Annotated in this window: 21 protein-coding genes and 1 pseudogene; 11 read left to right on the top strand and 11 right to left on the bottom strand. The window is 73.1% G+C overall.

Translation table 11 applies throughout. The annotated features are described in order from the left end of the window. A pseudogene (locus FH969_RS11460) lies at positions 1-273 on the bottom strand (ATP-binding protein); the annotation flags it as partial. Positions 274-471: 198 nt separating this feature from the next. Between FH969_RS11460 and FH969_RS15815 the strand changes: the two are divergent. From FH969_RS15815 to nhaA, 6 genes are all read left to right on the top strand, one after another. Beyond that, positions 472-828 carry a hypothetical protein gene (locus tag FH969_RS15815; RefSeq protein WP_246071895.1) on the top strand — a complete coding sequence of 119 codons (357 nt, stop codon included), beginning with the start codon at positions 472-474 and terminating at the stop codon, positions 826-828. A gap of 120 nt (positions 829-948) precedes the next feature. Further along, positions 949-3,030, top strand: coding sequence for a beta-galactosidase (locus tag FH969_RS11450; protein WP_139987325.1), 2,082 nt, complete (start codon positions 949-951; stop codon positions 3,028-3,030). A 90-nt stretch (positions 3,031-3,120) separates the two neighbouring features. Beyond that, the gene (locus FH969_RS11445; protein ID WP_139987324.1) at positions 3,121-3,882 is read left to right on the top strand and encodes an IclR family transcriptional regulator; all 762 of its coding nucleotides are present in this window, start codon (positions 3,121-3,123) and stop codon (positions 3,880-3,882) included. Positions 3,883-4,032: 150 nt separating this feature from the next. Beyond that, positions 4,033-4,674 (top strand): bifunctional 4-hydroxy-2-oxoglutarate aldolase/2-dehydro-3-deoxy-phosphogluconate aldolase, encoded by a 642-nt coding sequence (gene eda / locus FH969_RS11440; RefSeq protein ID WP_108718978.1) that lies wholly within the window; start codon positions 4,033-4,035, stop codon positions 4,672-4,674. A 69-nt stretch (positions 4,675-4,743) separates the two neighbouring features. Further along, a complete protein-coding gene (locus FH969_RS11435; protein WP_218975307.1) occupies positions 4,744-5,874 on the top strand; it encodes a sugar kinase in 1,131 nt (376 codons plus the stop codon). Between the two features lie 69 nt (positions 5,875-5,943). Beyond that, the gene (gene nhaA / locus FH969_RS11430; RefSeq protein WP_139987323.1) at positions 5,944-7,758 is read left to right on the top strand and encodes a Na+/H+ antiporter NhaA; all 1,815 of its coding nucleotides are present in this window, start codon (positions 5,944-5,946) and stop codon (positions 7,756-7,758) included. A gap of 47 nt (positions 7,759-7,805) precedes the next feature. Here the strand turns inward: nhaA and FH969_RS11425 are convergent, their stop codons facing one another. The 5 genes from FH969_RS11425 to FH969_RS11405 are packed head-to-tail and all read right to left on the bottom strand — an operon-like array spanning position 7,806 to position 14,139. Then, complete coding sequence (locus FH969_RS11425) at positions 7,806-9,818, bottom strand: heparinase II/III domain-containing protein (RefSeq protein ID WP_180359772.1); 2,013 nt, start codon at positions 9,816-9,818, stop codon at positions 7,806-7,808. Between the two features lie 14 nt (positions 9,819-9,832). Further along, positions 9,833-10,648 carry a 5-dehydro-4-deoxy-D-glucuronate isomerase gene (kduI, locus tag FH969_RS11420; RefSeq protein WP_108718975.1) on the bottom strand — a complete coding sequence of 272 codons (816 nt, stop codon included), beginning with the start codon at positions 10,646-10,648 and terminating at the stop codon, positions 9,833-9,835. Between the two features lie 40 nt (positions 10,649-10,688). Beyond that, a complete protein-coding gene (locus FH969_RS11415) occupies positions 10,689-11,522 on the bottom strand; it encodes a glycoside hydrolase family 88 protein (protein WP_246071893.1) in 834 nt (277 codons plus the stop codon). A gap of 49 nt (positions 11,523-11,571) precedes the next feature. Continuing rightward, positions 11,572-12,105, bottom strand: a complete 534-nt coding sequence (locus FH969_RS11410) for an ABC transporter substrate-binding protein (protein ID WP_139987320.1) — start codon at positions 12,103-12,105, stop codon at positions 11,572-11,574. A 60-nt stretch (positions 12,106-12,165) separates the two neighbouring features. Further along, positions 12,166-14,139 carry a DUF2264 domain-containing protein gene (locus FH969_RS11405; protein ID WP_246071891.1) on the bottom strand — a complete coding sequence of 658 codons (1,974 nt, stop codon included), beginning with the start codon at positions 14,137-14,139 and terminating at the stop codon, positions 12,166-12,168. 133 nt (positions 14,140-14,272) lie between these two features. Between FH969_RS11405 and FH969_RS11400 the strand changes: the two genes are divergently transcribed. Continuing rightward, entirely contained in the window at positions 14,273-15,448 is a 1,176-nt protein-coding gene (locus FH969_RS11400) for a substrate-binding domain-containing protein (protein WP_218975306.1), read from the top strand. A gap of 227 nt (positions 15,449-15,675) precedes the next feature. On the opposite strand, the gene FH969_RS11395 is transcribed toward FH969_RS11400, so the two are convergent. From FH969_RS11395 to dnaK, 4 genes are all read right to left on the bottom strand, one after another. Then, positions 15,676-16,131 (bottom strand): heat shock protein transcriptional repressor HspR, encoded by a 456-nt coding sequence (locus tag FH969_RS11395; protein WP_139987319.1) that lies wholly within the window; start codon positions 16,129-16,131, stop codon positions 15,676-15,678. Between the two features lie 43 nt (positions 16,132-16,174). Then, positions 16,175-17,194, bottom strand: a complete 1,020-nt coding sequence (locus tag FH969_RS11390) for a DnaJ C-terminal domain-containing protein (protein WP_139987318.1) — start codon at positions 17,192-17,194, stop codon at positions 16,175-16,177. A gap of 129 nt (positions 17,195-17,323) precedes the next feature. Beyond that, entirely contained in the window at positions 17,324-17,962 is a 639-nt protein-coding gene (locus FH969_RS11385; RefSeq protein WP_139987317.1) for a nucleotide exchange factor GrpE, read from the bottom strand. Continuing rightward, positions 17,959-19,815, bottom strand: a complete 1,857-nt coding sequence (gene dnaK, locus FH969_RS11380; RefSeq protein ID WP_139987316.1) for a molecular chaperone DnaK — start codon at positions 19,813-19,815, stop codon at positions 17,959-17,961. Before dnaK ends, FH969_RS11385 begins: the two co-directional genes overlap by 4 nt. A 270-nt stretch (positions 19,816-20,085) precedes the next feature. On the opposite strand from dnaK, the gene FH969_RS11375 reads away from it, so the two are divergent. Genes FH969_RS11375 through FH969_RS11365 form a run of 3 tightly spaced genes read left to right on the top strand, consistent with a single transcriptional unit; the run spans position 20,086 to position 21,731 of the window. Then, positions 20,086-20,541, top strand: coding sequence for a cupin domain-containing protein (locus FH969_RS11375; RefSeq protein WP_246071889.1), 456 nt, complete (start codon positions 20,086-20,088; stop codon positions 20,539-20,541). Further along, positions 20,538-21,395, top strand: coding sequence for an aldo/keto reductase (locus FH969_RS11370; RefSeq protein ID WP_108718968.1), 858 nt, complete (start codon positions 20,538-20,540; stop codon positions 21,393-21,395). The genes FH969_RS11375 and FH969_RS11370 overlap by 4 nt, the downstream gene beginning before the upstream one ends. A 12-nt stretch (positions 21,396-21,407) precedes the next feature. After that, positions 21,408-21,731 carry a carboxymuconolactone decarboxylase family protein gene (locus FH969_RS11365; protein ID WP_108718967.1) on the top strand — a complete coding sequence of 108 codons (324 nt, stop codon included), beginning with the start codon at positions 21,408-21,410 and terminating at the stop codon, positions 21,729-21,731. A gap of 30 nt (positions 21,732-21,761) precedes the next feature. Here the strand turns inward: FH969_RS11365 and FH969_RS11360 are convergent, their stop codons facing one another. After that, a complete protein-coding gene (locus FH969_RS11360) occupies positions 21,762-22,700 on the bottom strand; it encodes a cold-shock protein (protein ID WP_108718966.1) in 939 nt (312 codons plus the stop codon). A 143-nt stretch (positions 22,701-22,843) separates the two neighbouring features. Here FH969_RS11360 and FH969_RS11355 point away from each other — a divergent pair, with 143 nt between their 5' ends. Next, the gene (locus FH969_RS11355; RefSeq protein WP_139987315.1) at positions 22,844-24,127 is read left to right on the top strand and encodes an MFS transporter; all 1,284 of its coding nucleotides are present in this window, start codon (positions 22,844-22,846) and stop codon (positions 24,125-24,127) included. Positions 24,128-24,239: the final 112 nt, after the last annotated feature.

Below are 24,239 nucleotides of genomic sequence, written 5' to 3'. Positions count from 1 at the left end.
CCGGCGCGTCCTCGGGTGCACCCCCGCGAGCACGACGTCGGCCCGCTTGCTCGACAGCGGCAGCCGGTGCTCGAGCAGCACCTCCACCTGGTCGAGGCCCGCGTCCGCGAGGTCGCGCGCGAGCACCGGGAGCGAGCCGCGCCACGACGCCGCCTCGCCCGGCCCGACGCCGACCCCCTGGTAGATCAAGTGGTGCCTCAAGGCCGAGAACGAGAGGTCGGCGGTGGCCACGTCGCCGAGCGAGCGGGCGGACAGCCGGTAGGTCGATGACATGAGCTCCCCGGGGGCACGTCGGAACGTGCGGCGGGGGACATGTCGGGGATCGAAGTCCGTCGGTACCGCTGACGCGTCAGAACCTATCGAGTTCTGCACCCCCACGCGGGGCACTCGCGTGGCGCCCCCCGGAGCAGTCGCACCCGCCTGGCGCCCAGCCCGCGTGCGCCCCTCGCCCCGGTCCGGTAGACAGTGCCCGTGACCAGCGACGCACCCTCGCCCTACGGCACGCCCCCGCCCTACGGCACCCCGCCGCCGTACGGCACTCCCCCGGCCACCCCGCAGGGCCCGACGGCGAGCACGCCTCCCAGCGCGCCGTCGCCGTCGCCGTCGGACGGCCTGCCGTGCTCGGCGTGCGGCTTCGGCCCGCTGGAGCAGGGGTTCATCGAGGACGGCGGCGAGAGCTCGCAGGGCTACTCGCGCTGGATCCCCGGCGTGCTGCAGCGCGGCTTCTTCGGCGGGGCGAGGCGGATGGGCCTGCCGCGGTTCGAGATCGTCGCGCTGCGCTGCACGCGGTGCAGCCACCTGGACCTCTACGTCGGCAGCCAGGTCTGAGTCGACCCGCAGCCAGGTCTGAGGCGACGCGCGACCGAGGCGACCCGCGACGCGAACCGATCGCTCGCCGTCGGGCCCGCGCTGTCACACGATGGTGACGTCGCCATCTAGACTCGACCCATGAGCGACGACGCCGCCCCGACCGCCCCCGCGAAGACCGCGAACCCCGAGAGGACCGCCACCTCCCCCACGCCGCCCGCCTGGCCGATCGGCCTGGACGCGCTCGGCTACGGCGGCGACTACAACCCCGAGCAGTGGCCGGACGAGGTCCGCGTCGAGGACATCGCGCTCATGCAGGAGGCGGGCGTCACGATCGTCAGCCTCGCGATCTTCTCCTGGGCGCGGATCGAGCCGCGCGAGAAGGAGTACGACTGGGAGTGGCTCGACGTCACGATGGACCGGTTGCACGCCGCCGGGATCCGCGTCGACCTGGCCACCGCCACTGCCAGCCCGCCCCCGTGGCTCACCACGAAGCACCCGGAGATCCTCCCGGTCCTGGCCGACGGCACCGTGCTGCACCCCGGCGGCCGCCAGCAGTACCGCATCTCCTCGCCGATCTTCCGCGACTACGCGACCCGCATGACGCGCCTCATCGCCGAGCGGTACGCGACGCACCCGGCGCTGGCGATGTGGCACATCGACAACGAGATCGGCTGCCACGTCCCGCACGAGTACTCCGACGACGCCGCACACGCCTTCCGCCGCTGGCTCGAGCGCACCTACGGCACGATCGAGGCGCTCAACGACGCGTGGGGCACGGCCTTCTGGTCCCAGCGCTACGACAGCTTCGAGGAGATCCTGCCGCCGCGGTCGGCGCCCACGTTCCCCAACCCGACCCAGCAGCTGGACTTCCGCCGCTACTCCTCCGACGAGCTGCTCTCCTACTACCAGGACCTGCGCGAGGTGCTGGCCGAGGTCACCCCGGACGTGCCCTGCACCACGAACTTCATGGTGATGGCGAGCTCGGGCCCGATGGACTACAACGTCTGGGCACCGGAGATGGACATCGTCTCCAACGACCACTACGTCATCGCCTCGGACCCGCACCCCGAGCGCGAGCTCGCCTTCTCCGCCGACTCGGTGCGCACGATGGCCGACGGCGCGCCGTGGATCCTCATGGAGCACTCCACCTCCGCGGTGAACTGGCAGGGCTACAACCGCACCCGCACGAGCGCCGAGTCGCTGCGCAACTCCCTCAGCCACCTCGCGCACGGCGCCGATGCGCTGCTGTTCTTCCAGTGGCGCCAGTCCCGCGCCGGCGCAGAGAAGTACCACTCCTCGATGTACCCGCACGCGGGCACCGACTCCGACGTCTGGCGCACCACCGTGCGCCTGGGCCAGATCCTCAAGGACGTCGCCGAGGTCCGTGGCTCGCGCGTCCAGGCCCGCGCCGCGGTGCTCTACGACTACCCCTCGACGTGGGCAGCCCGCCTCGACTCCCACCCGACCGACGGCATCGACCCGCGCACCGAGGCGATCCGCTGGCACCACGCGCTCAACCGGCGTGGGATCGCGACCGACGTCGTCGACACCCACGACGACCTCGCGCGCTACGACCTCCTCGTGATCCCCGAGCTCTACCTCGTCACGGACGAGGCCGCCGAGCGGATCGCCGCGGCGGCCGAGGCCGGCACCACCGTGCTCATCACCTACTTCTCGGGCATCGTCGACGAGCACGACCACGTCCGCCTCGGCGGCTACCCCGGCGCGTTCCGCGACCTGCTCGGCGTGCGCACCGAGGAGTTCTGGACGCTCCAGCCCGGCGAGCGCGTCACGCTCGACGACGGCACCACCGCCACGATCTGGTCGGAGAACGTCCGCGCAGCCGAGGGCACGCAGGTCGTGCGCAGCTTCGCCGGCGGGGTGCTCGACGGCGTGCCCGCCCTCACGCGTCGCGCCGTCGGCGTCGGCGCCGGCGAGGCCTGGTACCTCGCCACGCGACCGGAGGACGAGGGCCTGCAGCGCATCGCCGACGCGCTCATCGCCGCGTCGGGCGTCGCGCCGGTCGTGCCGGACCTGCCCGACGGCGTGGAGGTCACCCGCCGCACGGCGGCGGACGGCCGCTCGTGGCTGTTCGTCCTCAACCACACGGCCGAGGACGTGACGCTCGCGGCCTCCGGGCTCGACCTGGTCTCCGGCGCGCGGGCCGACGGCGAGCTCGCCGTCGCGGCCGGCGCGGTGGCGATCGTGCGGGAGGCCTGAGGCGTCCGACGGCGAGCCTCGCCTCGGCCTTCGGCCGGGCCGCGTGCGCAACGGCGGACGCGGCCCGGAGCGGGCTGGCAGAGTGGGCCCGTGACCGAGTCCCCGCCCGTCGAGAGCATCGACCGCGCGCTCCTGCTCCTGTCGGCCCTGGCGGACGCCGGCCCCGAGGGCCTGACGCTCGGCGCGCTCGCGGACCGGATCGGCGTGCACAAGACGACGCTGCACCGCGCGCTCGCCGCGCTGCGGTTCCGCGAGTTCGTCTCGCAGGACCCGGCGAGCGGGCGCTACCAGCTCGGCGCGACCGCCGTGACGCTCGGCGACGGCTTCTACGCGGGCGAGAACCTCGCCGTCGCGCTGCACCCCGCGCTCGTGGCGCTGTCGCACGACCTCGACGAGCTCGTCCACCTCGGCGTCCTCGCCGGCACGCAGATCGTCTACCTCGACAAGGTCGAGCCGGAGCGACCGCTGCGGGTGTGGTCCGCCGTCGGGCGCCGGATGCCCGCCGCCACCACCGCGCTCGGCCGCGCCCTGCTCGTGGACCGCGTTCCCGCGCGCGAGGCGCTGACGCCCTACCTCGCGGGGGCCGACGGCGAGCTCACCTCGCGCGTGTGGGGCATCGTCTCCGGGGCTCGCCGGGACGGGTACACCTACGAGGTGGAGGAGAACGAGCCGGGCATCGCGTGCGTGGCCGTGCCGCTCGTGCGCGCGGGCGCCGTGGTCGCGGCCGTGAGCGTGACGGCGCCGCTGGAGCGGATGGGTGAGGACCGCCGGACCGAGGTCGCGCGGCGGATCCACGAGACCCTGCCGCCGATGCTGCCGCCGGGCATCGGGGTGCGACCGCTCGACGCGTGAACGCTGTGGCCCGCACCACCCGCGCGGGCGCCTCGATCCCTTCCCCCGGGACACGCCCCTGTGCTTCAATAGATCCATTCAGCGCAACGGATGTTGCGCCTAGCGCAACCGACTACCACTGACGGAGTCGGAGGAGAGGAAGCACCCCCGATGGACGTTCTGTCCCAGCTCGCCGCCGCCACGCTCGTTCCCGTCGTCGTGCTCGACGACGCCCAGGACGCCGACGGCCTGGCCCAGGCGCTCGTCGCCGGCGGCCTGCCGGTCGCCGAGGTCACGTTCCGCACCGCCGCCGCCGAGGAGTCCATCCGCCGGATGTCCGCGCGCGGCGACATCCTCGTCGGCGCCGGCACGGTGCTCACGCCTGCCCAGGTCGACGTCGCCGTCGCCGCCGGTGCGCAGTACATCGTCTCCCCCGGCACGAGCAGGGCCGTCGTCGAGCGCGCGCAGGAGCACGGCGTCACCGTGCTGCCCGGCGCCGTGACCGCGAGCGAGATCCAGGCCGCGCTCGAGCTCGGCCTGTCCACCGTGAAGTTCTTCCCCGCCGGCACGTCCGGCGGCGCCAAGGCGATCGCCGCGCTCGCCGCGCCGTTCGGCGGCGTCTCCTTCGTGCCGACCGGCGGCGTGGGCCCCGCCAACCTCGGCGAGTACCTCGCGATCCCCGCGATCAAGGCCGTCGGCGGCTCGTGGATGGTGCCGGCCGGCCTCGTCCGCGCGCACGACTTCGACGGCGTGACCGACCTCGTGCGCGAGGCCGTCGAGCTGGCGCGCGGCCTGCGCCCGGCTGCCGCCTGAGCCGCTGTCTGAGCCGCAGCCCGCACTCTCTCACCCTCGTTTCCCGCTTCCCGATCCAGGAGTGACCCGATGACGAACGACCTGCCGGCCGAGGTGGCCGCGCTCGACCTCCGCCCCGCGGCGCAGTGCCGCTACGACGCCGTCTCGCTCGGCGAGGTGATGCTCCGCCTCGACCCGGGCGAGGGACGCATCCGCACCGCGCGCAGCTTCCGCGCCTGGGAGGGCGGCGGCGAGTACAACGTGACCCGCGGCCTGCGCCGGGCCTTCGGCCTGCGCGGCGCCATCGTGACGGCGCTGGCCGACAACGAGATCGGCCGCCTGGTGGAGGACTTCATCCTCACCGGCGGGCTCGACACCGAGTTCGTCAACTGGGTGCCCTACGACGGCATCGGCCGCACCGTGCGCAACGGCCTCAACTTCACCGAGCGCGGCTTCGGCGTGCGCGGCGCCGTCGGCGTGTCCGACCGCGGCCTCACCGCCGCCTCGCAGCTGGGGGCCGAGGACGTCGACTGGGACAAGCTGTTCGGCGAGTACGGCGTGCGCTGGCTGCACACCGGCGGCATCTTCGCGGCGCTGTCGGAGACCGCCGCGGACACCGTGATCGCCGCGGTGAAGAAGGCCAAGGAGTACGGCACCGTCGTGTCCTACGACCTCAACTACCGCCCCTCGCTCTGGAAGGCGATCGGCGGCCAGGCGAAGGCGCAGGAGGTCAACAAGGAGATCGCGCCGTACATCGACGTCATGATCGGCAACGAGGAGGACTTCACCGCCTCGCTCGGCTTCGAGATCGAGGGCGCCGACATCCACGGCGGCGAGGCCCTGGAGACCGACGCGTTCGCCGGCATGATCCACCGCGCCGCCGAGGCGTACCCGAACTTCAAGGTCATCGCGACCACGATGCGCGGGGTCAAGAGCGCCACGGTCAACGACTGGGCCGCCATCGCGTGGTCGCCCGCGACCGGCGTCGTGGAGTCCGTCAAGCGCGACAACCTCGAGATCATGGACCGCGTGGGCGGCGGCGACTCCTTCGCCTCCGGCCTCATCTTCGGGCTCCTGGACGGCCAGACCCTCGAGACGGCCGTGAACTACGGCGCCGCGCACGGCGCCCTCGCGATGACCACGCCCGGCGACACCACCATGGTGACCAAGGCCGAGGTCCTCAAGCTCGCGGGCGGCGGGTCGGCGCGCGTCGACCGCTGACGCCCCGCCGGACCTGAGGCGAGGCGCACGACGGCGAGCTCGCCGTCGTGCGCCTCCTACGCTGGGCGCATGCCCGGCTCGGCGCGGCGCGCGCTCGAACGCACGCTCGACGCCCTGCGCACCGACGCGGGCAGCGCGCTGCTGCTGGTCGCCGTCACGCTCGTCGCGCTCGGGTGGGCGAACTCCCCGCTGTCGCCGGCGTACGAGCGGCTGGTCGGCCTGCCGATCGGCCTCCAGGTCGGCGCGTTCCACCTCGACCTCGACCTGCACCACTGGGTCAACGACGGCCTCATGGTCGTGTTCTTCTTCCTCATCGGGCTCGAAGTGCGCCGTGAGCTCGCCGTGGGGTCGCTGCGCGAGCGCAGCCGCGCGTGGGTGCCGCTCGTGGCCGGCGTCTGCGGCGTGGTGCTGCCCGTGCTGCTCTACCTCGCGATCGCGGGCGGCCCCGCCGGTGACGGCTGGGGCGTCGTGGTCGGCACCGACACCGCGTTCCTGCTCGGCGCGCTCGCGCTGGTCGGGCCCGCGATGTCGAGCCAGCTGCGCGTCTTCCTCCTCACGCTCACAGTGGTCGACGACCTCATCGCCGTCACGGTGATCGGCACCGTCTACACGGACGCGGTGCACCTGGTGCCGCTCGCCGTCGCCGTCGTCGCGCTGGTCGCGCTCGCGCTGCTCGGCCGCAGCCGGCAGTGGCGCTCGGCGCCGTACGTCGCCGTGACCGTGATCCTGTGGCTCGCGACGCTGGAGTCGGGCGTGCACCCCTCGCTCGCCGGGATGCTCGCCGGGCTCCTCGTGCCGGCCGCGGCGCCGGTGCGCGCCGACGTCGTCCGCGCCAAGCAGCTGTTCCGGGACTACTGGCAGTCGCCGGAGGCGGGCGTCGCGCGTTCGGCACGCGCCGGACTCGCGCGCTCGATCTCCGTGAACGAGCGCCTGCACGCCGAGCTCGCGACGCCGGTCGCGCTCGTCGTCGTGCCCGTGTTCGCGCTGGTCAACGCCGGCGTGGACCTGCGCGGTGGCGTCCTCGCCGACGCCCTCGCGTCGCCGGTCACGTGGGGCGTGGTGGTGGCGCTCGTGGTGGGCAAGGCCGTGGGCATCTCGGGCGGCGCCTGGCTGGCCGTGCGCCTGCGGCTCGGCCGCCTGCCCGACGGCGTGGGGCCGGGTGCCGTGCTCGGCGGTGCCACGCTCTCGGGCATCGGGTTCACGATGGCGCTGCTCATCGCCTCGCTCGCGCTCCCGACGGAGCAGGCGCGCGAGGCCGTGGTCGGCGTGCTGCTCGGGATGGCGCTGTCGTGGGGGCTCGGCTGGCTCGTGTTCCGCGTCGCACGCGTGCGGTTCGGCGAGGAGGCCGCGGACCTGCCGGTCCGGCTCACGCCCGACGTCGACCGCGAGCGCGACCACGTGCGCGGACCGGTGGACGCGCCGTCGACCGTCGTGGAGTACCTCGACTTCGAGTGCCCGTTCTGCGCCCGCGCGACCGGGATGTGGGCCGACCTCAAGGCTCAGCTGGGCGACGACGTCCGCTACGTGGTGCGCCACCTCCCGCTCACCGACGTCCACCCGCACGCGTGGGACGCCGCCGTGGCGGCCGAGGCCGCCGCGCGGCAGGACGCGTTCTGGCCCATGCACGACGTGCTGTTCCGCGAGCAGCACGCGCTTGAGCCCGAGGACCTGCGCCGCTACGCCGGAGAGCTCGGGCTCGACCTCGAGCGGTTCGACGCCGACGTCGCCGACCCGGCGCTGCACGACCTCGTAGCCGCGCACGCCGCGAGCGCCCGCGCGTCCGGCGCCCGGGGCACGCCCACGTTCTTCCTCGACGGCGAGCGGCACCGCGGGCCGCACGACGCACGCACGCTCGTGGCGGCGCTGCGGGCGCCCGCGCGCTGAGCGTCGGGTCCGCGCTGCCTCAGCGAGCGCAACCCAGCGCTCGAGTGTCAGCGAGCGGTGAACGTCGTCAGCAGTCGCCCGGTCGCCGCCGTCGCGACGAGGTCCAGCCGCGTCACCGACTCCCCCCACGCCGCGCGCAGGTAGCCGTCGGTCAGGGCGCGTGGCGTGAGCGACGCGGTCACCTCGACGTCCGCCGACCAGGTCACCTCGAGCGTCCGCTCGCCCGCCACGGGACGCACGACGGCGCCGCTCGCCGACAGCTCCACCTCACCCGCCAGCACCCACGCCACCCGGGTGGGCTCGTCCCCGGCGAGCTCCCACGCATCCACCACCTCGACGCGCTCGCCGGCCCCGAGGAGCCGCGCCGACCGACGCCACGCGCCCACGCCCGACCCGGGGTATGCCCCGGCGAGGTCGAGGGAGAGGCCGGCTCCGCCGTCGTGCACCTCGACGTCGCGCGCGCCGTACGCCGCACCCACCCCCTGCTCACGCCCGCGTGGCGCGGGCACCGGGTGCCAGGCCGACGTCACGTGCCACTCGGTGTAGCGGCGGTCGGAGAACGTGGCGGCCGTGTACGTGGCGCGGCCGGGGTCCACGACGGCGGGCACGCCGTCGAGCGCCACCGTCACCGACCCGACGTCCAGATGGTTGTGCGCCTCGCCGTTGTGACCGCCCTTGACCACGAGCGTGAGGCCGCGAGCGGTGGCCGGCCGGGCCAGCAGTACCTGCGTCGAGGGAAGCCAGACGCGCTCCGCGAGGTGCGGCTGCTCAGCGCCCCCGGCGCCCCCGGCGTCCCGCCAGGCGCGGTCCGTCAGCGCGGGCAGCAGCGCCCCGAGCCCGTTCCCGGGCACCGCGAGGTCCACGACGCCCTCGCCGCGGTGCGCCGCCGCGAGCGCCACCGCGGCGTCGTCGTCGACGAGCCGCCCCCAGCGGTGCAGCACGTGCCACGGCCGCGGCTGCACATCGACCCGCGGCGTCGCGTCCGCGTACGACGCGACGAAGTCCGGGCCGAGCAGCAGTTGGTGCGGAAAGGCGACGAGCGCGCGCACCACCGGCAGCGTCGCCGCGTCGAGCACGCCGCCGCTCGCGTGCCGCAGCACGTCCAGCGCGCCGAGCGCCCGCGCCGCACCCTCCCACCAGTACGACCAGCCCTCGTCGATCGCGCCGTCGTCGGGCACGACGGCGAGGAACCGGTCCAGCCCGGCCGTCGCCTCAGCCACGAGTCGGGTCCGTCGGGCGCCGTCGTCCTCCAGCGCGAGCGCGGCGACGAGCACGTTGCCGCAGATCCACGCCGTCCAGTTGTGCGCAGGGCCGTCCAGGCCGAGCCAGTGCCAGCGCGGCCGGTCCGGGACCAGCCTCCCGTCGAGCGCGCCGTCGGGCCCCGAGACGAACGCCGCGAGGAACGGGTCGAGCACCCGCGCGCGCACCTCGCGCCGCACGAGCGCGCGGACGCCCGGGTAGGCCTCCTCGAGCAGCTCGCCGAGCAGGGCGTCGGTCCAGGCGAGCGCGGCGGCGACCTCGCCGGCGCCGAGGTCGAGGTAGGGGGCGTCGCGGTCGGGCAGCACCCAGCCGCGACGGAGGTGGGCGTCGTCGTGCGCGGGCCAGCTCCAGGTGGACTGCTCGCACAGGAGCACGACGCCGTCGAGCACCTCCGCGAGCGCCGCGGGGCGGTCCGTGGGGTCGGGCTCGAGGGCCGCGGCGACGACGGCGTGGGCGAACCTCCCGGTCCGCGCGAAGAGGGGCGTCTCGTAGGCGACGCGGTCGCCGTCGAGCCAGAACCGCGCGAGGTCGCTCGCGCGGGGTGCGGGCCAGGGCTCGGCCCGGCGGGCCCGGGCGGCCGCGACGAGCGCAACCGCGGTGGCCCGGTCGGGTCCGTCGGGGCCCGACCAGGCCGTGCGATCGGTCGCCGGCGGAACGGGAAGCAGCGAGCTGCCCCCCGGACCACCGGACGTCGCCGACGCGTCGAGCAGGGCGGCGAGCCGCCCCGGCTCGAGCGCGTCGGCCCAGGATGCGAGCGGCCCGGTGAGCGTTCCCGCCACCAGCCCGCCCGCCACCCTCACCGAGACCGCTCCGCTCAGCGCAGCGACTGCGGGTTCACGCCCACGACGTCGGTGTAGTCGATGTTCTCCCCGGCCATCGCCCACACGAACGAGTACGCGCCCGTGCCGGACGCGGTGTGGATGGACCACGGCGGGGACACCACGACGTCGCGGTTGTGCAGGAGGAGCTGGCGCGTCTTCTCGGGCTCGCCCATGAGGTGCACGAGCACCTCCTCGCCCAGCCCGTCGTAGAGGTACACCTCGGTGCGACGCGCGTGGACGTGCGGCGGCATGGTGTTCCACACGGAGCCCGGCGCGAGGGTCGTGATGCCGAGGACGAGCTGGTTGGACTCGATCCCGTCGGCGTGGATGTACTTGCGGATCACGCGGTCGTTCGACGTCTCGAGCGCGCCCAGGTGGACGGCCTCGACCTCCTCCTTGCCGGCCTTCGCGGCGGCGGTGCGCCGGTGGGCGGGGGCCGAGGCGAGGTAGACCGCGCCGGCGCCGGACAGCGTGATGTCCCGCGTGCCGACCGGGAGGTAGACCACGTCCTGGTTCGCGAGCGTGAAGGTCTCGCCGTCGGCCGTGACGGTCACCTCGCCGTCGAGCCCTACGAGGCCGAGCTCGCGGCGCTCCAGGAGGTACTCCGCGGCCAGCAGCTCGGGCGCCTCGAGGGCGATCTCGCCGTCGACGATCACGCCGCCGATCAGCAGCCGGTCGTCGTGCGCGTAGCCCCAGGTCACGGTGCCAGGCGTGAACAGTCCGGACAGCACGAACCGCTCGCGCAGGGCCGCGCCGTCCAGGCCGGCCAGGTCGTCGGGATGCGTGCTCCACAGACGTGTGACGGACATCAAGACATTCCTCTCGTCGTTCAGGTCCGAGGTCCGGACCTCACCAGTAAGGCTGCCATCTCGGGCGCAGGACTCGCACCAGGGCCTCGAGGTAGAAGTAGTCCCCCCACAGTGTGCCCTCGTCCACGCCGATGGACTTGGGCCAGTCGTACACGCCGTGCAGGATCAGAGCGTTGCTGCCGGGGACGTCCGCGCCCGTGTAGTCGGCGGCGAGCGAGGCGAGCATCGCGTGCGCCTCCTGGACGTACCGCGCGGCGTCCGCCGGATCCGTCCCGGCCACGAGCGGGGCGAGCTCGAGGAGCCCACTCGCCGCGATAGCGGCCGCCGAGGAGTCGCGCGGCTGGTCGCTGCCGTCGGTGAACACGAGGTCCCAGTAGGCCACGCCGTCGGCGGGCAGGTGGTCGAGGAAGTACTCCGCAACCCGCACCGCGGTGGCGAGCGAGTCGGCGTTGCCGGTCTCGCGGGCGTCGATCGCGAAGCCGTAGACGCCCCAGGCCTGGCCCCGGGCCCAGCACGAGTCGTCGGCGTACCCCTGCTGGGTGGTGCCGCGCAGGGGCTCGCCCGTGACCGGGTCCCAGTGGAACGTGTGGAAGGTCGTGTCGTCGGCGCGCACGATGTGCTGACGCAGCTGGGCGACGTGCCGGTCGGCCGCGTCCGCGTACCGCGCCTCACCGGTCCGCTCTCCGGCCCAGCGCAGCAGGGGCATGTTCATGAGCGAGTCGATGATGGTGCGGCCGCGTTCGGAGGGGTGCGTCAGGTCGCCCCAGGCCTGGATGATCCCGGCCGGCTCGAGGAACCGCGCCATGAGGTGGTCCGCGGCCGCGAGCGCGGCCCGCTCGGCGTGCTCGTCGCCGAGGAGGCGCGACGGCGCCACGCACGCGAGCGTGTAGAGGAACCCCAGGTCGTGGGTCGCCAGTCCGACCTCACGCTCGACGCGGTCGGCGAAGCTCGCGACGTGCGCCAGACCAGGCGTCCTGCCGGTAGGGGATCGCGTACGTCGCGCCGTCGACCTCGTAGGCGGACACGCCGTTGACGTCGTCGGACAGCCCCTCCGCCACGTCGGACACGTCGAGGAGCTGGCCGCCGTCCTGGTAGGTGAAGAAGTTCTTGAGGTTCTTCTGCACGTACATGTCGGGCGCGGTACCCGCCGCCAGGTCGGCGATCATCTGGGTGTCGTACTGCGTGGCGTCGTACTCCTTGAGCTCCACGGTGATGTCCGGGTTCGCCTCGTGGAAGGCGTCGGCCAGGACCTGGAACTCCGGCGTGGTGGCGAGGCTCCAGCCCGCCAGGGTAATGGTGATCGGCTCGCCGCCGGCGGCCTCGGTGGCCGCGCCGTCGGAGGTGGCGCCGCCGGTGGCGTCGCCCGATCCGCCGTCGGAGGACCCACCGCTGCAGGCGGTGAGGACGAGCGTGAGCGCGGCGAGGCTCGCCGCGCCCGTCAGGATCCTGCGCTTCATCGCGTACTTCCTCTCCTTCGAGAAGGACGTGCCCGGCGGACCGGGCAGGTGGTGGTGTGACTAGATCTCTCCCGGCGCGCTGCCGGGCCGAGGCAGGTCCACCGCGGTGGTAGACCCGTCCGCCCACGCGACGAGCGCGCGGGAGTCGATGAGCTCGACGGCGGGGGCCGCCTCGAGCGTGTCGCGGGAGCCGGCGAGCGCGACTGCGCACGCGAGCCAGCCCGCGGGGACGCCACGCGAGGCCAGCACGCCCACGCGCGCGACGTCGCCGAGCGGCGAGGCGTCGCGCCGGGTCGCCACCCGTGCGTCCGGCAGTCCGCCGCGGTCGAGCACGACGGCGTGGCCGCCGTCCGTGGTGACGCGCACCTCGCCGTCGGCCACCTGGGCAGCCGGGCCCGCGCCGTCGGACACCAGGGCCCAGCCGCCGACCTCGAGGGCGACCGCGTCCGGGGCGACGTCGTCGGCGCGGACCAGCCGGACCTCCCAGGACCCGCGCAGGAGCGATCGGACCGAGAGGACGCCGGCGCGCGTGGCGGTGCCGTCCAGGCCGCTGCCGTGCCGGTGCGTGGTGGGCTCGGCGTCGACCCAGTGCACGCTCGCCGTGGAGCCCGCGAGCAGCGCGCCGTCGACCTCGCGCGGCTCGACGTCGAGCGTCATCCCCGTGCGGTGGCTGCGCCGGCCGGCTGGGTCCACGAGGACCACCGACTGGTCGATCGGCGTCGTCCAGGCGTCCTCGTCGAGCAGCGGGAACGTCGAGGTGGCATACCCGAGGCGGGTGTAGAGCGGGGAGTCCGTGCTCCTCGCCCCTGGCACCGCGTGATCGGTGCCGTGGTTGACCACCCGCACCACGCCGTCGGACCTGGTGCCCGAGACGATCCATCCTGGTGCCGCGATCGTGCGCCGGACGTCGGCGACCTCCACGGGCAGCGGCTCCTCCACCGCCGTCCACACCGGGTGGTCGGCCGGGAGCGCGAGGCCGAGCATGCCCTTGGTCGCCCAGCAGGGAGAGGACGGGCCGGAGTAGCTCTGCGCGAGCCGCGGCCACGTGCCGTGCCAGCCGAGGGTGAGCACGCCGTCGTCGTCGGGCGCGCCGTGGTCGGCGAAGTGCCGAACGATGCCGGAGGCGGCGCGGCGCAGCGCACCGGGCGTGAGCGAGCGGACCTCGGCCATCGCACCCACCCAGAACGGCGCGGCCGCGGCGAAGCGGTAGACGAGGCTGCGGCCCTGGACGAGCGGGCCGCCGTCGGCGCCGACGAGGGCGATCGCGTCGGTGAGGAAGCGGTCCAGCTGCGCGCGGTTGCGCTCGGCGCGCTCGACGGCGAGGTCGGCCGCGCCGGACATCCGCGCCCACAGCGTGGGGTACAGGTGCAGCGCCCAGCCAGTGTAGTGGTCGAAGGCGCGCTCCGGGCCGTCGGCGAGCCAGCCGTCGGCGCGCACGAAGGAGTCGTGGGCGGAGAGGTCAGCACGCATCTCGGCGAGGTCGTGCGGCCCGCCGACCGAGCGCAGGAACGTCTGCACGACGAGCCGGAACCAGACCCAGTTGATCTGCGGGTAGGTGTCGTCGCCGACGGCGGGCGCGAGGTAGTCGACGACGCGCGCCTGGACCGCGGGGTCGAGTCGGTCCCAGAGCCACGGCCGCGTGAGGTCGAGGATCAGGGCGATCGACGCCGCCTCCACCTTGGCCTGCGGCTTCTCGTCCAGCCGGACCCAGCGGTCCGGAGCGCTCGGGTCCGTGCCGGCGGCGATTCCTGCGGCGTACCAGTCGGCGAGGCCGAGCGGGTCGGCGCCGCGCTCCCCCGCAAGCCGGAAGCCGGCGAGCAGGAACGTGCGGGCGAAGCCCTCGAGGCCGTCGACGTCGCGGCCGTAGCCACCCTCCGGCCCAGGGAAGGTGATCCGCGCGTGACCAGCGGAGGCGTGCTCGCGGGCGGCGAGGAGCAGGCGGTCGGTGAGGACCGCCCAGTCCTCGCGCGTCCAGCCGGTGCACGGGGAGATCGCGGCGGCGGTCTCGTCCGTCCCAGGCTTGCCCTCGATCACAGCGCGCTCCTTCGTTGGTGCTCGGAAGCGGCATCACTTCCGATCGCTTCGTGATCGCTTGATCACAAGCAGTCAGCGACTGGCGCGCCAGCGCGCCGACACGACGGAGCAAGGACGCGACGGAGGGAGGGGCATGTCCACCACGGACGAGTCCGGGATGCTGCCGGCCACGCGGCGCAGCGAGCTGCTCGAGATCCTCCACCGGCAGGGCACCCTGCGGGTGCGCGACCTCGTCGACGTGCTCGGCGTCTCCGCGATCACGATCCGCCGCGACATCGCCCAGCTCGCCGACGAGGGCCTGGTCAAGCGGGTGCACGGTGGAGCGACCCTGCCCGACGGCGATGCCTCCTCCGCTTCCGGCTCGCCAGCGTCCGGTTCGTCCGGGACGCCCGGGGGCGCGTCGTCGGCCACCGCGGGCGCTCGGGGAGCCGGGGCCGCGGAGCTTGCCGGTCCCCCGCGCCGCATCGGGATGCTGGTCCCGTCGCTGGACTACTACTGGCCCGGCGTCGTGCGCGGCGCGGAGGAGGCGGGGCTCGATCACCACATGCGGATCGTGCTGCGCGGCTCCTCCTACGAGCAGGACACCGACCGTCGGCAGCTCGAGCGGCTGCTTGCCAAGGGCGTCGACGCCCTCGTGGTCGCGCCGCAGATGGACCTGCCTACCACCCCGGACACGCTCGCGTGGCTGGCGGGGCTGGGCATCCCGGTCGTGCTCGTGGAGCGCTCCGGAACGGCCGGTGCGCACCGCGAAGCGCTGGAGTCCGTCGTCACCGACCACGGGCTCGGCGCGGAGATGGCGGTGCGCCACCTGGCGTCGCTCGGGCACCGGCGGGTCGGGCTCGTCACGAGCCTGCACTCACCCCACTCGGCGGTGATCCGGCGAGCGTGGCAGGACGCGTCCGCGGAGTGCGGCCTGGTCTCCGAGGGCGCCGTCGACGTCGCGGTGCCGGACAAGGTCGACCCGGGCTGGGAGGCCGGGCTCGAGGCGGCGCTGGAGGCGTGCCGCGCCTCGGGCACCACGGCGCTGCTCGTGCACGCGGATCCGGAGGCGATCGCGATCGCCCAGCACGCCGAGGACCACGGGCTCGTGGTGCCGCGGGACCTGTCGATCGTCGCCTACGACGACGAGGTGGCGAGCCTCTTCAGCCCGCCGATCAGCGCCGTCCGGCCGCCGCGCCGGTCCGTGGGCGAGACCGCGGTGACGCTGGTCGCCTCGCGGCTCGCGGATCCCGGGCGACCCACCCGGCGCGTCATCATCAGCCCGACGCTGCGGGTGCGCTCGACGTCGGTCCCGCCGGGCGGCGAGTGACGCCACAGCGACTCGGCGTGACGCCACAGCGACTCTCAGCCACCCGTCAGGTCTCGGCATGTCTCTGACCTGCGCAGACGCGACCTGGGCAGCTCGAGAGTGCCAGCACAGTCGCTCTCCCGAAACGCAGAGTCGCTCTCCCGAAACGCAGAGTCGCTCTCCCGTCGCGCCGGCGGCTGTGCCCGCGACTCGAGGCGGCTCGGTCCTGCCCGGCGGCGAGTGACGCGTCAGCGGCCCTCGCGCCAGAGCACCAGCGCCGAGGACGTCCCCGTCCGCACGAGGCGACGGTGCTCGGCGTCGTCGCGTCGCTCCTCCGCCCGCCGGGCGGCGCGCTGACCGCGGGGCACGGACTCGACGTCACCGGTCGGGGACGCGGCGAACACGCGCGAGCCGGGATCGATGACGGCCCGCAGCCCCTCGAGCGCGGCGCGCAGCGCGCGGTTCTCCCGCTCGAGAGCGAGGATCCGCCGGATCCCCTCGAGGTTGACGCCCTCGGCCGAGAGTGCCTGGACCTGGCGCAGGGCGTCGACGTCCCGCAGCGAGTACCGCCGGCCCCGGCCCGCGGTGCGGTGCGGCACCACGAGGCCGAGGCGGTCGTACTGACGCAACGTCTGCGCGTGCATCCCGGCGAGCTCGGCCGCGGCGGACACCGTGAGGACGGGCGTGTCGTACGTCCGGATCATCGGTGCCTCCGCTCTCTCGCAGGTCTGCCGCAGGTCTGGCAGGTCAGGTGGTGGCCGCGCCGAACAGGCCGGCCCGGGGGTCGGCGCCGTCGGTCGCAGCGGCGAACGCCTCCACGGCCCGGCGCGCCTCGTCGGTCAGCCGCTCGGGCACCACGACCTCGATCGTCACGATGAGGTCGCCGGTCGCCTTGGGCGTGACGACGCCGCGGCCGCGCACACGCAGGCGCTTGCCCGACGGCGAACCCGCCGGCACCTTCACGCGCACCGTGCCGCCGTCGAACGTGGGCACGGCGATCGTGGCGCCGAGCGCCGCCTCCGCGAACGTGACCGGGACGGTCACGGTGAGGTTGTGCCCGTCGATGCCGAACACGGGGTGCGGCGAGACGGTCACGGTGACGACGAGGTCGCCGTTCTCCCCGCCGCCCGAACCGGGCCGGCCCTTGCCGCGCAGCTTGATCTTCTGGCCGTCGCGCACGCCGGCCGGGATGCGCACGGTCATCGACCGCCCCTCGGAGTTGACGCCCATCTCCCCGCCCTCGACGGCCGTGCGGAACGGCAGCGTGAGGGTCGCGGTGAGGTCGGCGCCCCGCTCGGGGCCGCCGAAGCCGGCGCGTCGGCCACCGCCGGCTCCGCCGAAGCCCTGCGCACCGCCGAACATGCCGGACAGGATGTCCTCGAACCCGCCCCCGCCACCGCCGGCGGTGGAGTAGCGCACGCGCTGGCCGCCAGCACCACCGGCGCCGCCGCCGAACATGCCCGAGAAGATGTCCTCGAACCCCCCGGCGCCGCCCGCGCCGCCCGCGCCCGCGGTGAACCGCGGGCCGCCGCCGGCCATGGCGCGCAGGCCGTCGTACTGCTTGCGCTGCTCGGGGTCGGAGAGCACGGAGTAGGCCTCACCGATCTCCTTGAACGTCGCCTCGGCCTTGGCGTCCCCGGGGTTCTGGTCGGGGTGGTACTGCCGGGCGAGCTTGCGGTAGGCCTTCTTGATGGCGGCCTCGTCGGCGTCCTTCGCGACGCCGAGCGTGGCGTAGAAGTCCTTCTCCAGCCAGTCCTGGCCCGTCATGGTCGCCTCCTTCCATCACGCCGTCCGTTGCTGCTGCCCTCGCTCGTTCGCGAGGCCTCTTCTGTCCTTTCGCGAGGTGATTCGGTCGTCCGACATCACCTCGCGAAAGGACGAACATCACCTCGCGGATCACTCGGGACCGACGACGCCCACGCGGGCCGGCCGGATCACCGCCTCACCCCGGCGGTAGCCGGGCTGCGCGACCATCGCGATCCGTGCCGTGTCAGCCTCGGGGTCGGCCTGGTGCATGAGCGCCTCGTGGTGGTTGGGGTCGAACTCCTCACCCTGCGCGCCGAACCGCTCGACGCCGAACCGCGTCGCGAGCAGCTGCTCGAGCTTGTCGGCGATCGCGAGGAACGGGCCGTCGAGCTCGCCGTGCTGGCGGGCCAGCTCGACGTCGTCGAGCACCGGGATCAGCGCCTCCACGACGTCCGCGCGACCGGTCTCCCGGGCCGCGGCCTCGAGCTCACGGCTGCGCTTGACGAACGCGTTGAAGCGCTGCTCGATGTTGTAGACCTCGGCCTTGGCCCGCGCGAGCTGGTCGGCGAGGTCGAGCGCCTCGGCCCGCGCGGCGGCGAGCTCGTCACCCTCGCCCTGGGCGCCCGCGCCCGACGGCGGAACCTGGGTTCCGCCGTCGGGCCCGGCCTGGGAGTCCTCGCCCGGGGCGGGCGCGCCCGCCGCCGGCGCGTCGCGTCGCTCGCCGGTGTTCGGGTCGAACCGCCGCTTGTCGCGGATGATCGGCTCGCCGTACTCCTCGGAGGACGTCACTTCTTCCCGTCCTCCTCGTCCACGACCTCGGCGTCCACCACGTCCTCGTCCGCGGGCTGGGAGCCGGCGGCGGCGCCGTCGGCGGGAGCGCCGTCGGCCGCCTGCTGGGCGTAGATCGCCTGACCGATCTTCTGCGAGACCTCGGACAGCTTCGCCGTCGCGGTCTTCACGGCCTCGACGTCGGTGCCGCCGAGGGCGCCGTTCACCTCGCTGATGGCCTCGTTGACCTCGGTCGCGACGTCCGCGGGGACCTTGTCCTCGTTGTCCTTGAGGAGCTTCTGCGTGGAGTAGACGAGCTGCTCCGCGGTGTTGCGGGTCTCGGCCTCCTCGCGGCGCTTGTGGTCCTCGGCGGCGTGCGCCTCGGCCTCCTTGATCATCCGGTCGATCTCGTCCTTCGGCAGGGCCGAGCCGCCGGTGATCGTCATCGACTGCTCCTTGCCCGTGCCCCGGTCCTTCGCGGACACGTGCACGATGCCGTTGGCGTCGATGTCGAAGGTGACCTCGATCTGCGGCAGGCCGCGCGGCGCCGGCGCGATGCCGGTGAGCTCGAACGTGCCGAGCGCCTTGTTGTCGGACGCGAAGTCGCGCTCGCCCTGGTAGACCTGGATGAGCACCGAGGGCTGGTTGTCCTCGGCCGTGGAGAAGGTCTCGCTGCGCTTGGTCGGGATCGCGGTGTTGCGCTCGATGAGCTTGGTCATCACGCCACCCTTGGTCTCGATGCCGAGTGACAGCGGGGTGACGTCGATGAGCAGGACGTCCTTGCGGTCGCCCTTGATGACGCCGGCCTGGAGCGCGGCGCCGACTGCGACGACCTCGTCCGGGTTCACGCCCTTGTTGGGCTCGCGGCCACCGGTGAGCTCCTTGACGACGTCCGTGACGGCGGGCATGCGGGTCGAGCCGCCGACGAGGACCACGTGGTCGATGTCGGAGATCGAGATGCCGGCGTCCTTGATGACGTTGTGGAACGGCGCCTTGGTCCGCTCGAGGAGGTCGGCGGTCATCTGCTGGAACTGCGCCCGGGTGAGCTGCTTCTCCAGGTGGATGGGGCCGTTCTCGGTCATCGAGAGGTACTGCAGGCTGATCGTGGTCGAGGTGGCCGAGGACAGCTCCTTCTTGGCCTGCTCGGACGCCTCACGCAGCCGCTGGAGCGCGATCTTGTCCTTGGACAGGTCCACGCCGTACGCGTTCTTGGTCTCCGTCACCAGCCAGTCCACGACGCGCTGGTCCCAGTCGTCACCGCCGAGGCGGTTGTCGCCGTTGGTGGCGCGCACCTGGATCGTGGAGAAGTCGTCCTCGTCCTTGCCCACCTCGAGCAGGGAGACGTCGAACGTTCCGCCGCCGAGGTCGAAGACGAGGATGAGCTCGTCCTCCTTGCCCTTCTCCAGGCCGTAGGCCAGGGCCGCTGCGGTGGGCTCGTTGACGATGCGCAGCACGTTGAGGCCGGCGATCTGGCCGGCGTCCTTCGTGGCCTGACGCTCGGCGTCGTTGAAGTAGGCGGGCACCGTGATGACGGCGTCCGTGACGGGCTCGCCGAGGTAGGACTCCGCGTCCTTCTTCAGCTTGCCCAGGATGCGCGCGGAGATCTCCTGCGCGGTGTAGTGCTTGCCGTCGATCTCGGTGCTCCAGTCGGTGCCCATGTGGCGCTTGACGGAGGAGATCGTGCGGTCGACGTTCGTGACCGCCTGGCGCTTGGCGACCTCGCCGACGAGGACCTCGCCGGACTTGCTGAACGCGACGACGGACGGCGTGGTGCGCGCCCCCTCGGCGTTCGCGATGACGGTGGGCTCGCCGCCCTCCAGGACGGCCACCACCGAGTTGGTGGTTCCGAGGTCGATCCCGACTGCTCGTGACATGTGCGTGTACTCCTTCTCTGGCCCGCTGCCTTCGTGCAGCCGCGACCTCTTGAGTCTTCCTCGCTCAGGTCTACGCGGCGGGATGCGTCGCTGTCAACCTGAACTTGAGTCCATCAGGCTCAACCCTTGCGAAGCGCCATCTATTCCCTTGCGCGGGGGACCCGCGCGGAGGCGGTCGCGCGACTGGGCGCCCGGGGTACCCCAGCAGGGCCTCCCATCCCGGCCGGCCCTGGCCTAGCGTGAAACGACAGCGCGTCGACAGACGCCCGCATGGCGGACCCAGGAGACGAGATGCCCGACGGCGAGCTCGACCAGATCTTCCCGCGCGGGGACACGAACGACGCCTTTGCCGAGCACTTCACCGGCCAGAGCTATCTCGCCCCGCTGGTGGGCGGGAGCGTCCCGGTGAGCAACGTGACGTTCGAGCCGGGCTGCCGCAACCACTGGCACGTGCACCACGGCACCGGGGGTGGCGGCGACCAGATCCTGCTGTGCACGGCGGGCAGCGGCTGGTACCAGGCCGAGGGCGAGGAGCCCGTCAGCCTGGAACCCGGATCCGTCGTCCGTGTGCCGGCCGGGACCAAGCACTGGCACGGCGCGAAGGCCGACTCGTGGTTCTCCCACGTCGCCTTCATCACGCCGGGCCAGGGCGTGAGCAACGAGTGGCTCGAGCCCGTCACCGACGCGGTGTACGGCGCGCTGACGACGAACGGAGAGCACGCATGACTGCCCTGACCGAGACCTACCCCCTCGCGAACGGCGTCCGGATCCCCACGCTGGGGCTGGGCACCTGGTTCATCGACGACGGCTCGGCCGCGGAAGCTGTGCGCCAGGCGATCGCGATCGGGTACCGCAACATCGACACCGCGCAGGCCTACGGCAACGAGCGCGGCGTCGGCGAGGGTGTGCGCACGTCCGGCGTCCCGCGGGAGGAGCTCTTCGTGTCCACGAAGCTCGCCGCCGAGATCAAGGACTACCCGGGCGCCACCGCCGCCATCGACGAGTCGCTGGCGAAGCTGGGCCTGGACTACGTGGACCTCATGCTCATCCACTCCCCGCAGCCGTGGAACGACTTCCGCTGTGGCGACTACGCGGAGGGCAACCTCGAGGCGTGGCGGGCGCTGGAGGAGGCGCACGCGGCGGGCAGGATCCGCGCGATCGGCGTGTCCAACTTCCTCCAGACGGACCTGGAGAACGTCCTCGAGCACGGAACGGTCGCCCCGCACGTGAACCAGATCCTGGTGCACGCCGGCAACACGCCCACCGAGCTCATCGACTACTGCCAGGCCCGGGACATCGTGGTCGAGGCGTACTCGCCCATCGCCCACGGCGAGATCGTCACGAACCCCGACGTCGCGGCGATCGCCGAGCGCTACGGCGTCAGCGTGCCGCAGCTGTGCATCCGGTACACCCTGCAGCTCGGGACGGTCTCGCTGCCCAAGACGGCGAACCCGGACCACATGCGCGCGAACGCCCAGGTCGACTTCGTGATCTCCGAGGACGACATGGACGCGCTGCGCGCCATGGCCGAGACGGACTACGGCGAGAACGCCGCGTTCCCCGTCTACTCCGGCAAGTGAGAGGGCACCACCATGGCTGAGAAGGTCACCGCCGGTCGGGACGCGCTCGGCCAGTTCGCGCCCACGTTCGCCGCGCTCAACGACGACGTCCTGTTCGGCCAGGTCTGGGCCCGCGAGGACGCCCTCTCACCGCGCCTGCGCAGCATCGTCACCGTGACGGCGCTGATGGCGAGCGGCGTGCTCGACTCCTCGCTCGAGCACCACATCGCCCGAGCGAAGGCGAACGGCGTCGCGGCCGAGGAGATGGCCGAGGTGCTCACGCACGCGGCGTTCTACGCCGGCTGGCCCAAGGCCTGGGCCGCGTTCCGGATCGCCAAGGAGGTCTACGCGGACTGACGACGCGGCGGCGCCGCCGCGTCGAGCCGACTAGATCAGCTCGACGCGGTCCGCCTGCGGTCCGCGGTCGCTCTGCCGGACCTCGTACCGGACGCGATCGTCCTCGTACAGCCGGTCCGTGCCGCGGACGACCGACACGTGCACGAACAGGTCGTCACCGCCCGCGTCGGGAACGATGAACCCGAAGCCGCGGTCCGCGTCGAAGCGTGCGACGACGCCCGTTCCGCCACGCACCGGCGCACCCGAGGACCGGGGCCCCGCGGAGCGGCCGCGGCCGGCCGTCGCGGGCGCGGACCTGCGGGCTCCGCCGCCCACCACGTCCACGTCGCGCGCCATCGGGCCGCGATCGCCGTCGACGACGGTGAAGGTCACGCGGTCGCCCTCGGCCGGTTCACGAACGCCCGAGCGCAGCGCCTTGACGTGCAGGAAGACGCCCTTGCCCCCGGCGTCCGGCTCGATGAACCCGAAGCCCTTGTCGGTGTCGAAGAACGTCACGGTGCCGTCGGCGCCGTCGGACGCGGCGGGCTGGGCCGCCTGCTCCCCGAGCGGCAGGAGGTGGTCCGCCTGCGGGCCCTTCTCGCCGTCGACCACGAGGAACGCGACACGCTGGCCCTCGCGGATCACCCCGCCCCCGACGATGGCGGAGCTGTGCGCGAAGATCTCGGCGCCGCCGCCGTCCGGGGTGACGAACCCGTAACCCTTGGTCGGCTCGTACCAGCTGACAGTGCCGAGCACGCCCAGGGCCGCGTCGGAGGCGACCTCACCCGTGACACGAACGCGGCGCGCCTGCGGACCGCGGTCACCCTCGCCGATCTCGAACTCCACCTCCTGGCCCTCGCGCAGCCCGCGGTGTGCGTCGTCCCCGACGATCTCGGAGGCGTGCACGAAGAGGTCTTCGGCGCCCTCCCCGAGGGCGAGAAAGCCGAAACCCCGATCGGCGTCGAACCAGCGGACTGTTCCCTGCGGCACCTGAACTCCTCGTCGAACGACTGTCGTTGCCCACCAGTGTCCCGCACCTGGCCGACGACCTCGTTTCCCGATGACGAAGCCCCTCGGTCGGGACGCCGCAGCATCGTTTTGGACTTTCGCCCCGCGGGCGGTTCAATCCTTCGGTGCCGCCCCCTCGCAACCCGATGGTGGCCACACTCCTCAGCCTGCGCGGGAACGGTCGGGCGTCGGTCTACACCGAGCCCATGTGGGGCCTGTCGATGCAGCTCGTGCTGCCGTACGCCTCGGTGTTCATGCTCGCGCTGGGCGTGCACGACGCCCAGATCGGGCTGCTTGCCACCATCTTCACACTGTCCCAGGTGGTCTTCGGCCTGCTCAGCGGCGTGATCACCGACAAGCTCGGCCGCCGGGTCACGACGGCCGTGTTCGACATCGTGGCGTGGTCGGTCCCGTGCCTGGTCTGGGCGCTTGCGCAGGACTTCTGGTGGTTCCTCGTGGCGTCGGTGATCAACGGGGCGTGGCAGGTGACCCAGAACTCGTGGGACTGCCTGCTGGTCGAGGACGTCGACCGGTCCGAGATACCCCGCGTCTACTCGCTCATCAAAGTGGCGGCGGACTTCTCCGCGCTGTTCGCGCCGATCGCGGCCCTGCTCGTGGCGAACCTCGGCCTGGTGCCGGCCGTTCGAATCCTCTACGTCAACGCGTTCGTCATCATGTCGCTGAAGATCTGGCTGCTGTACCGCTTCACGACCGAGACCGCCACCGGACTGGTCAGGATGGAGCAGACACGCGGCGTGAGCATCTGGAGCGCGTTGCGCGGCTACCGACCGGTGCTCGGGCTCATCGTCCGCTCCCGCGGCACGATCTTCTCGCTCGCGATCGCGGCGATCGTGGCTGCCGTCGCGCTGATCACCTCGACGTTCTGGCAGGTCGTGATCAGTCAGCGGCTGGGTGTCCCGGACGCGCTGCTGCCCTTCTTCCCGATGGTCCGCTCGCTGCTGTCGGTGCTCTTCCTCTTCACCGTGATCGCTCGACTCACCCACGCGCGAAGCCTCAAGGCACCCACCCTCGTCGGGTTCGCCGTCTACCTGGCCGGGCAGCTGTTGCTCGTGAGCATCCCGGCGTCGGAGGGATCGGCGGACACCAGGACCTACGTGATGCTCGCCGGCTGTCTCGTGCTCGACGCGTTCGGTGCGGGCATCCTGTTCATGATCTCGGAGTCCCTCGTCGCGCTGCACGTCGACCGCCATGAGCGCTCGCGCGTGATGGCCGTGCAACGCACCGCCGTCATGCTGGTGACCGCACCGTTCGGGTGGTTCAGTGGCTGGCTCTCGGCGATGGACCGCTCGTGGCCCTTCGTGCTGACGTCGGTGCTGCTGCTGCTCGGGCTCGTCGTCGCGGCGCGGCTCTGGGTCACGACCCACGACGAGACGGGCACGGCGGCCTGAGACGAGTTCCCCGGCGCTAGCGTGCCGGCGTGACGACCACCCCGCCCCGCACGTTCCCCAGCCCGGCGCAGGCGCCGAGCCGGACATCCAGCGCCACGGACGCCGCCGCCTT

Source organism: Miniimonas arenae, from assembly GCF_006351005.1.
Lineage (GTDB): Bacteria > Actinomycetota > Actinomycetes > Actinomycetales > Beutenbergiaceae > Miniimonas > Miniimonas arenae.
The sequence above is the reverse complement of the archived record's forward strand: the minus strand, read 5'-3'. Positions and strand labels throughout refer to the sequence as shown.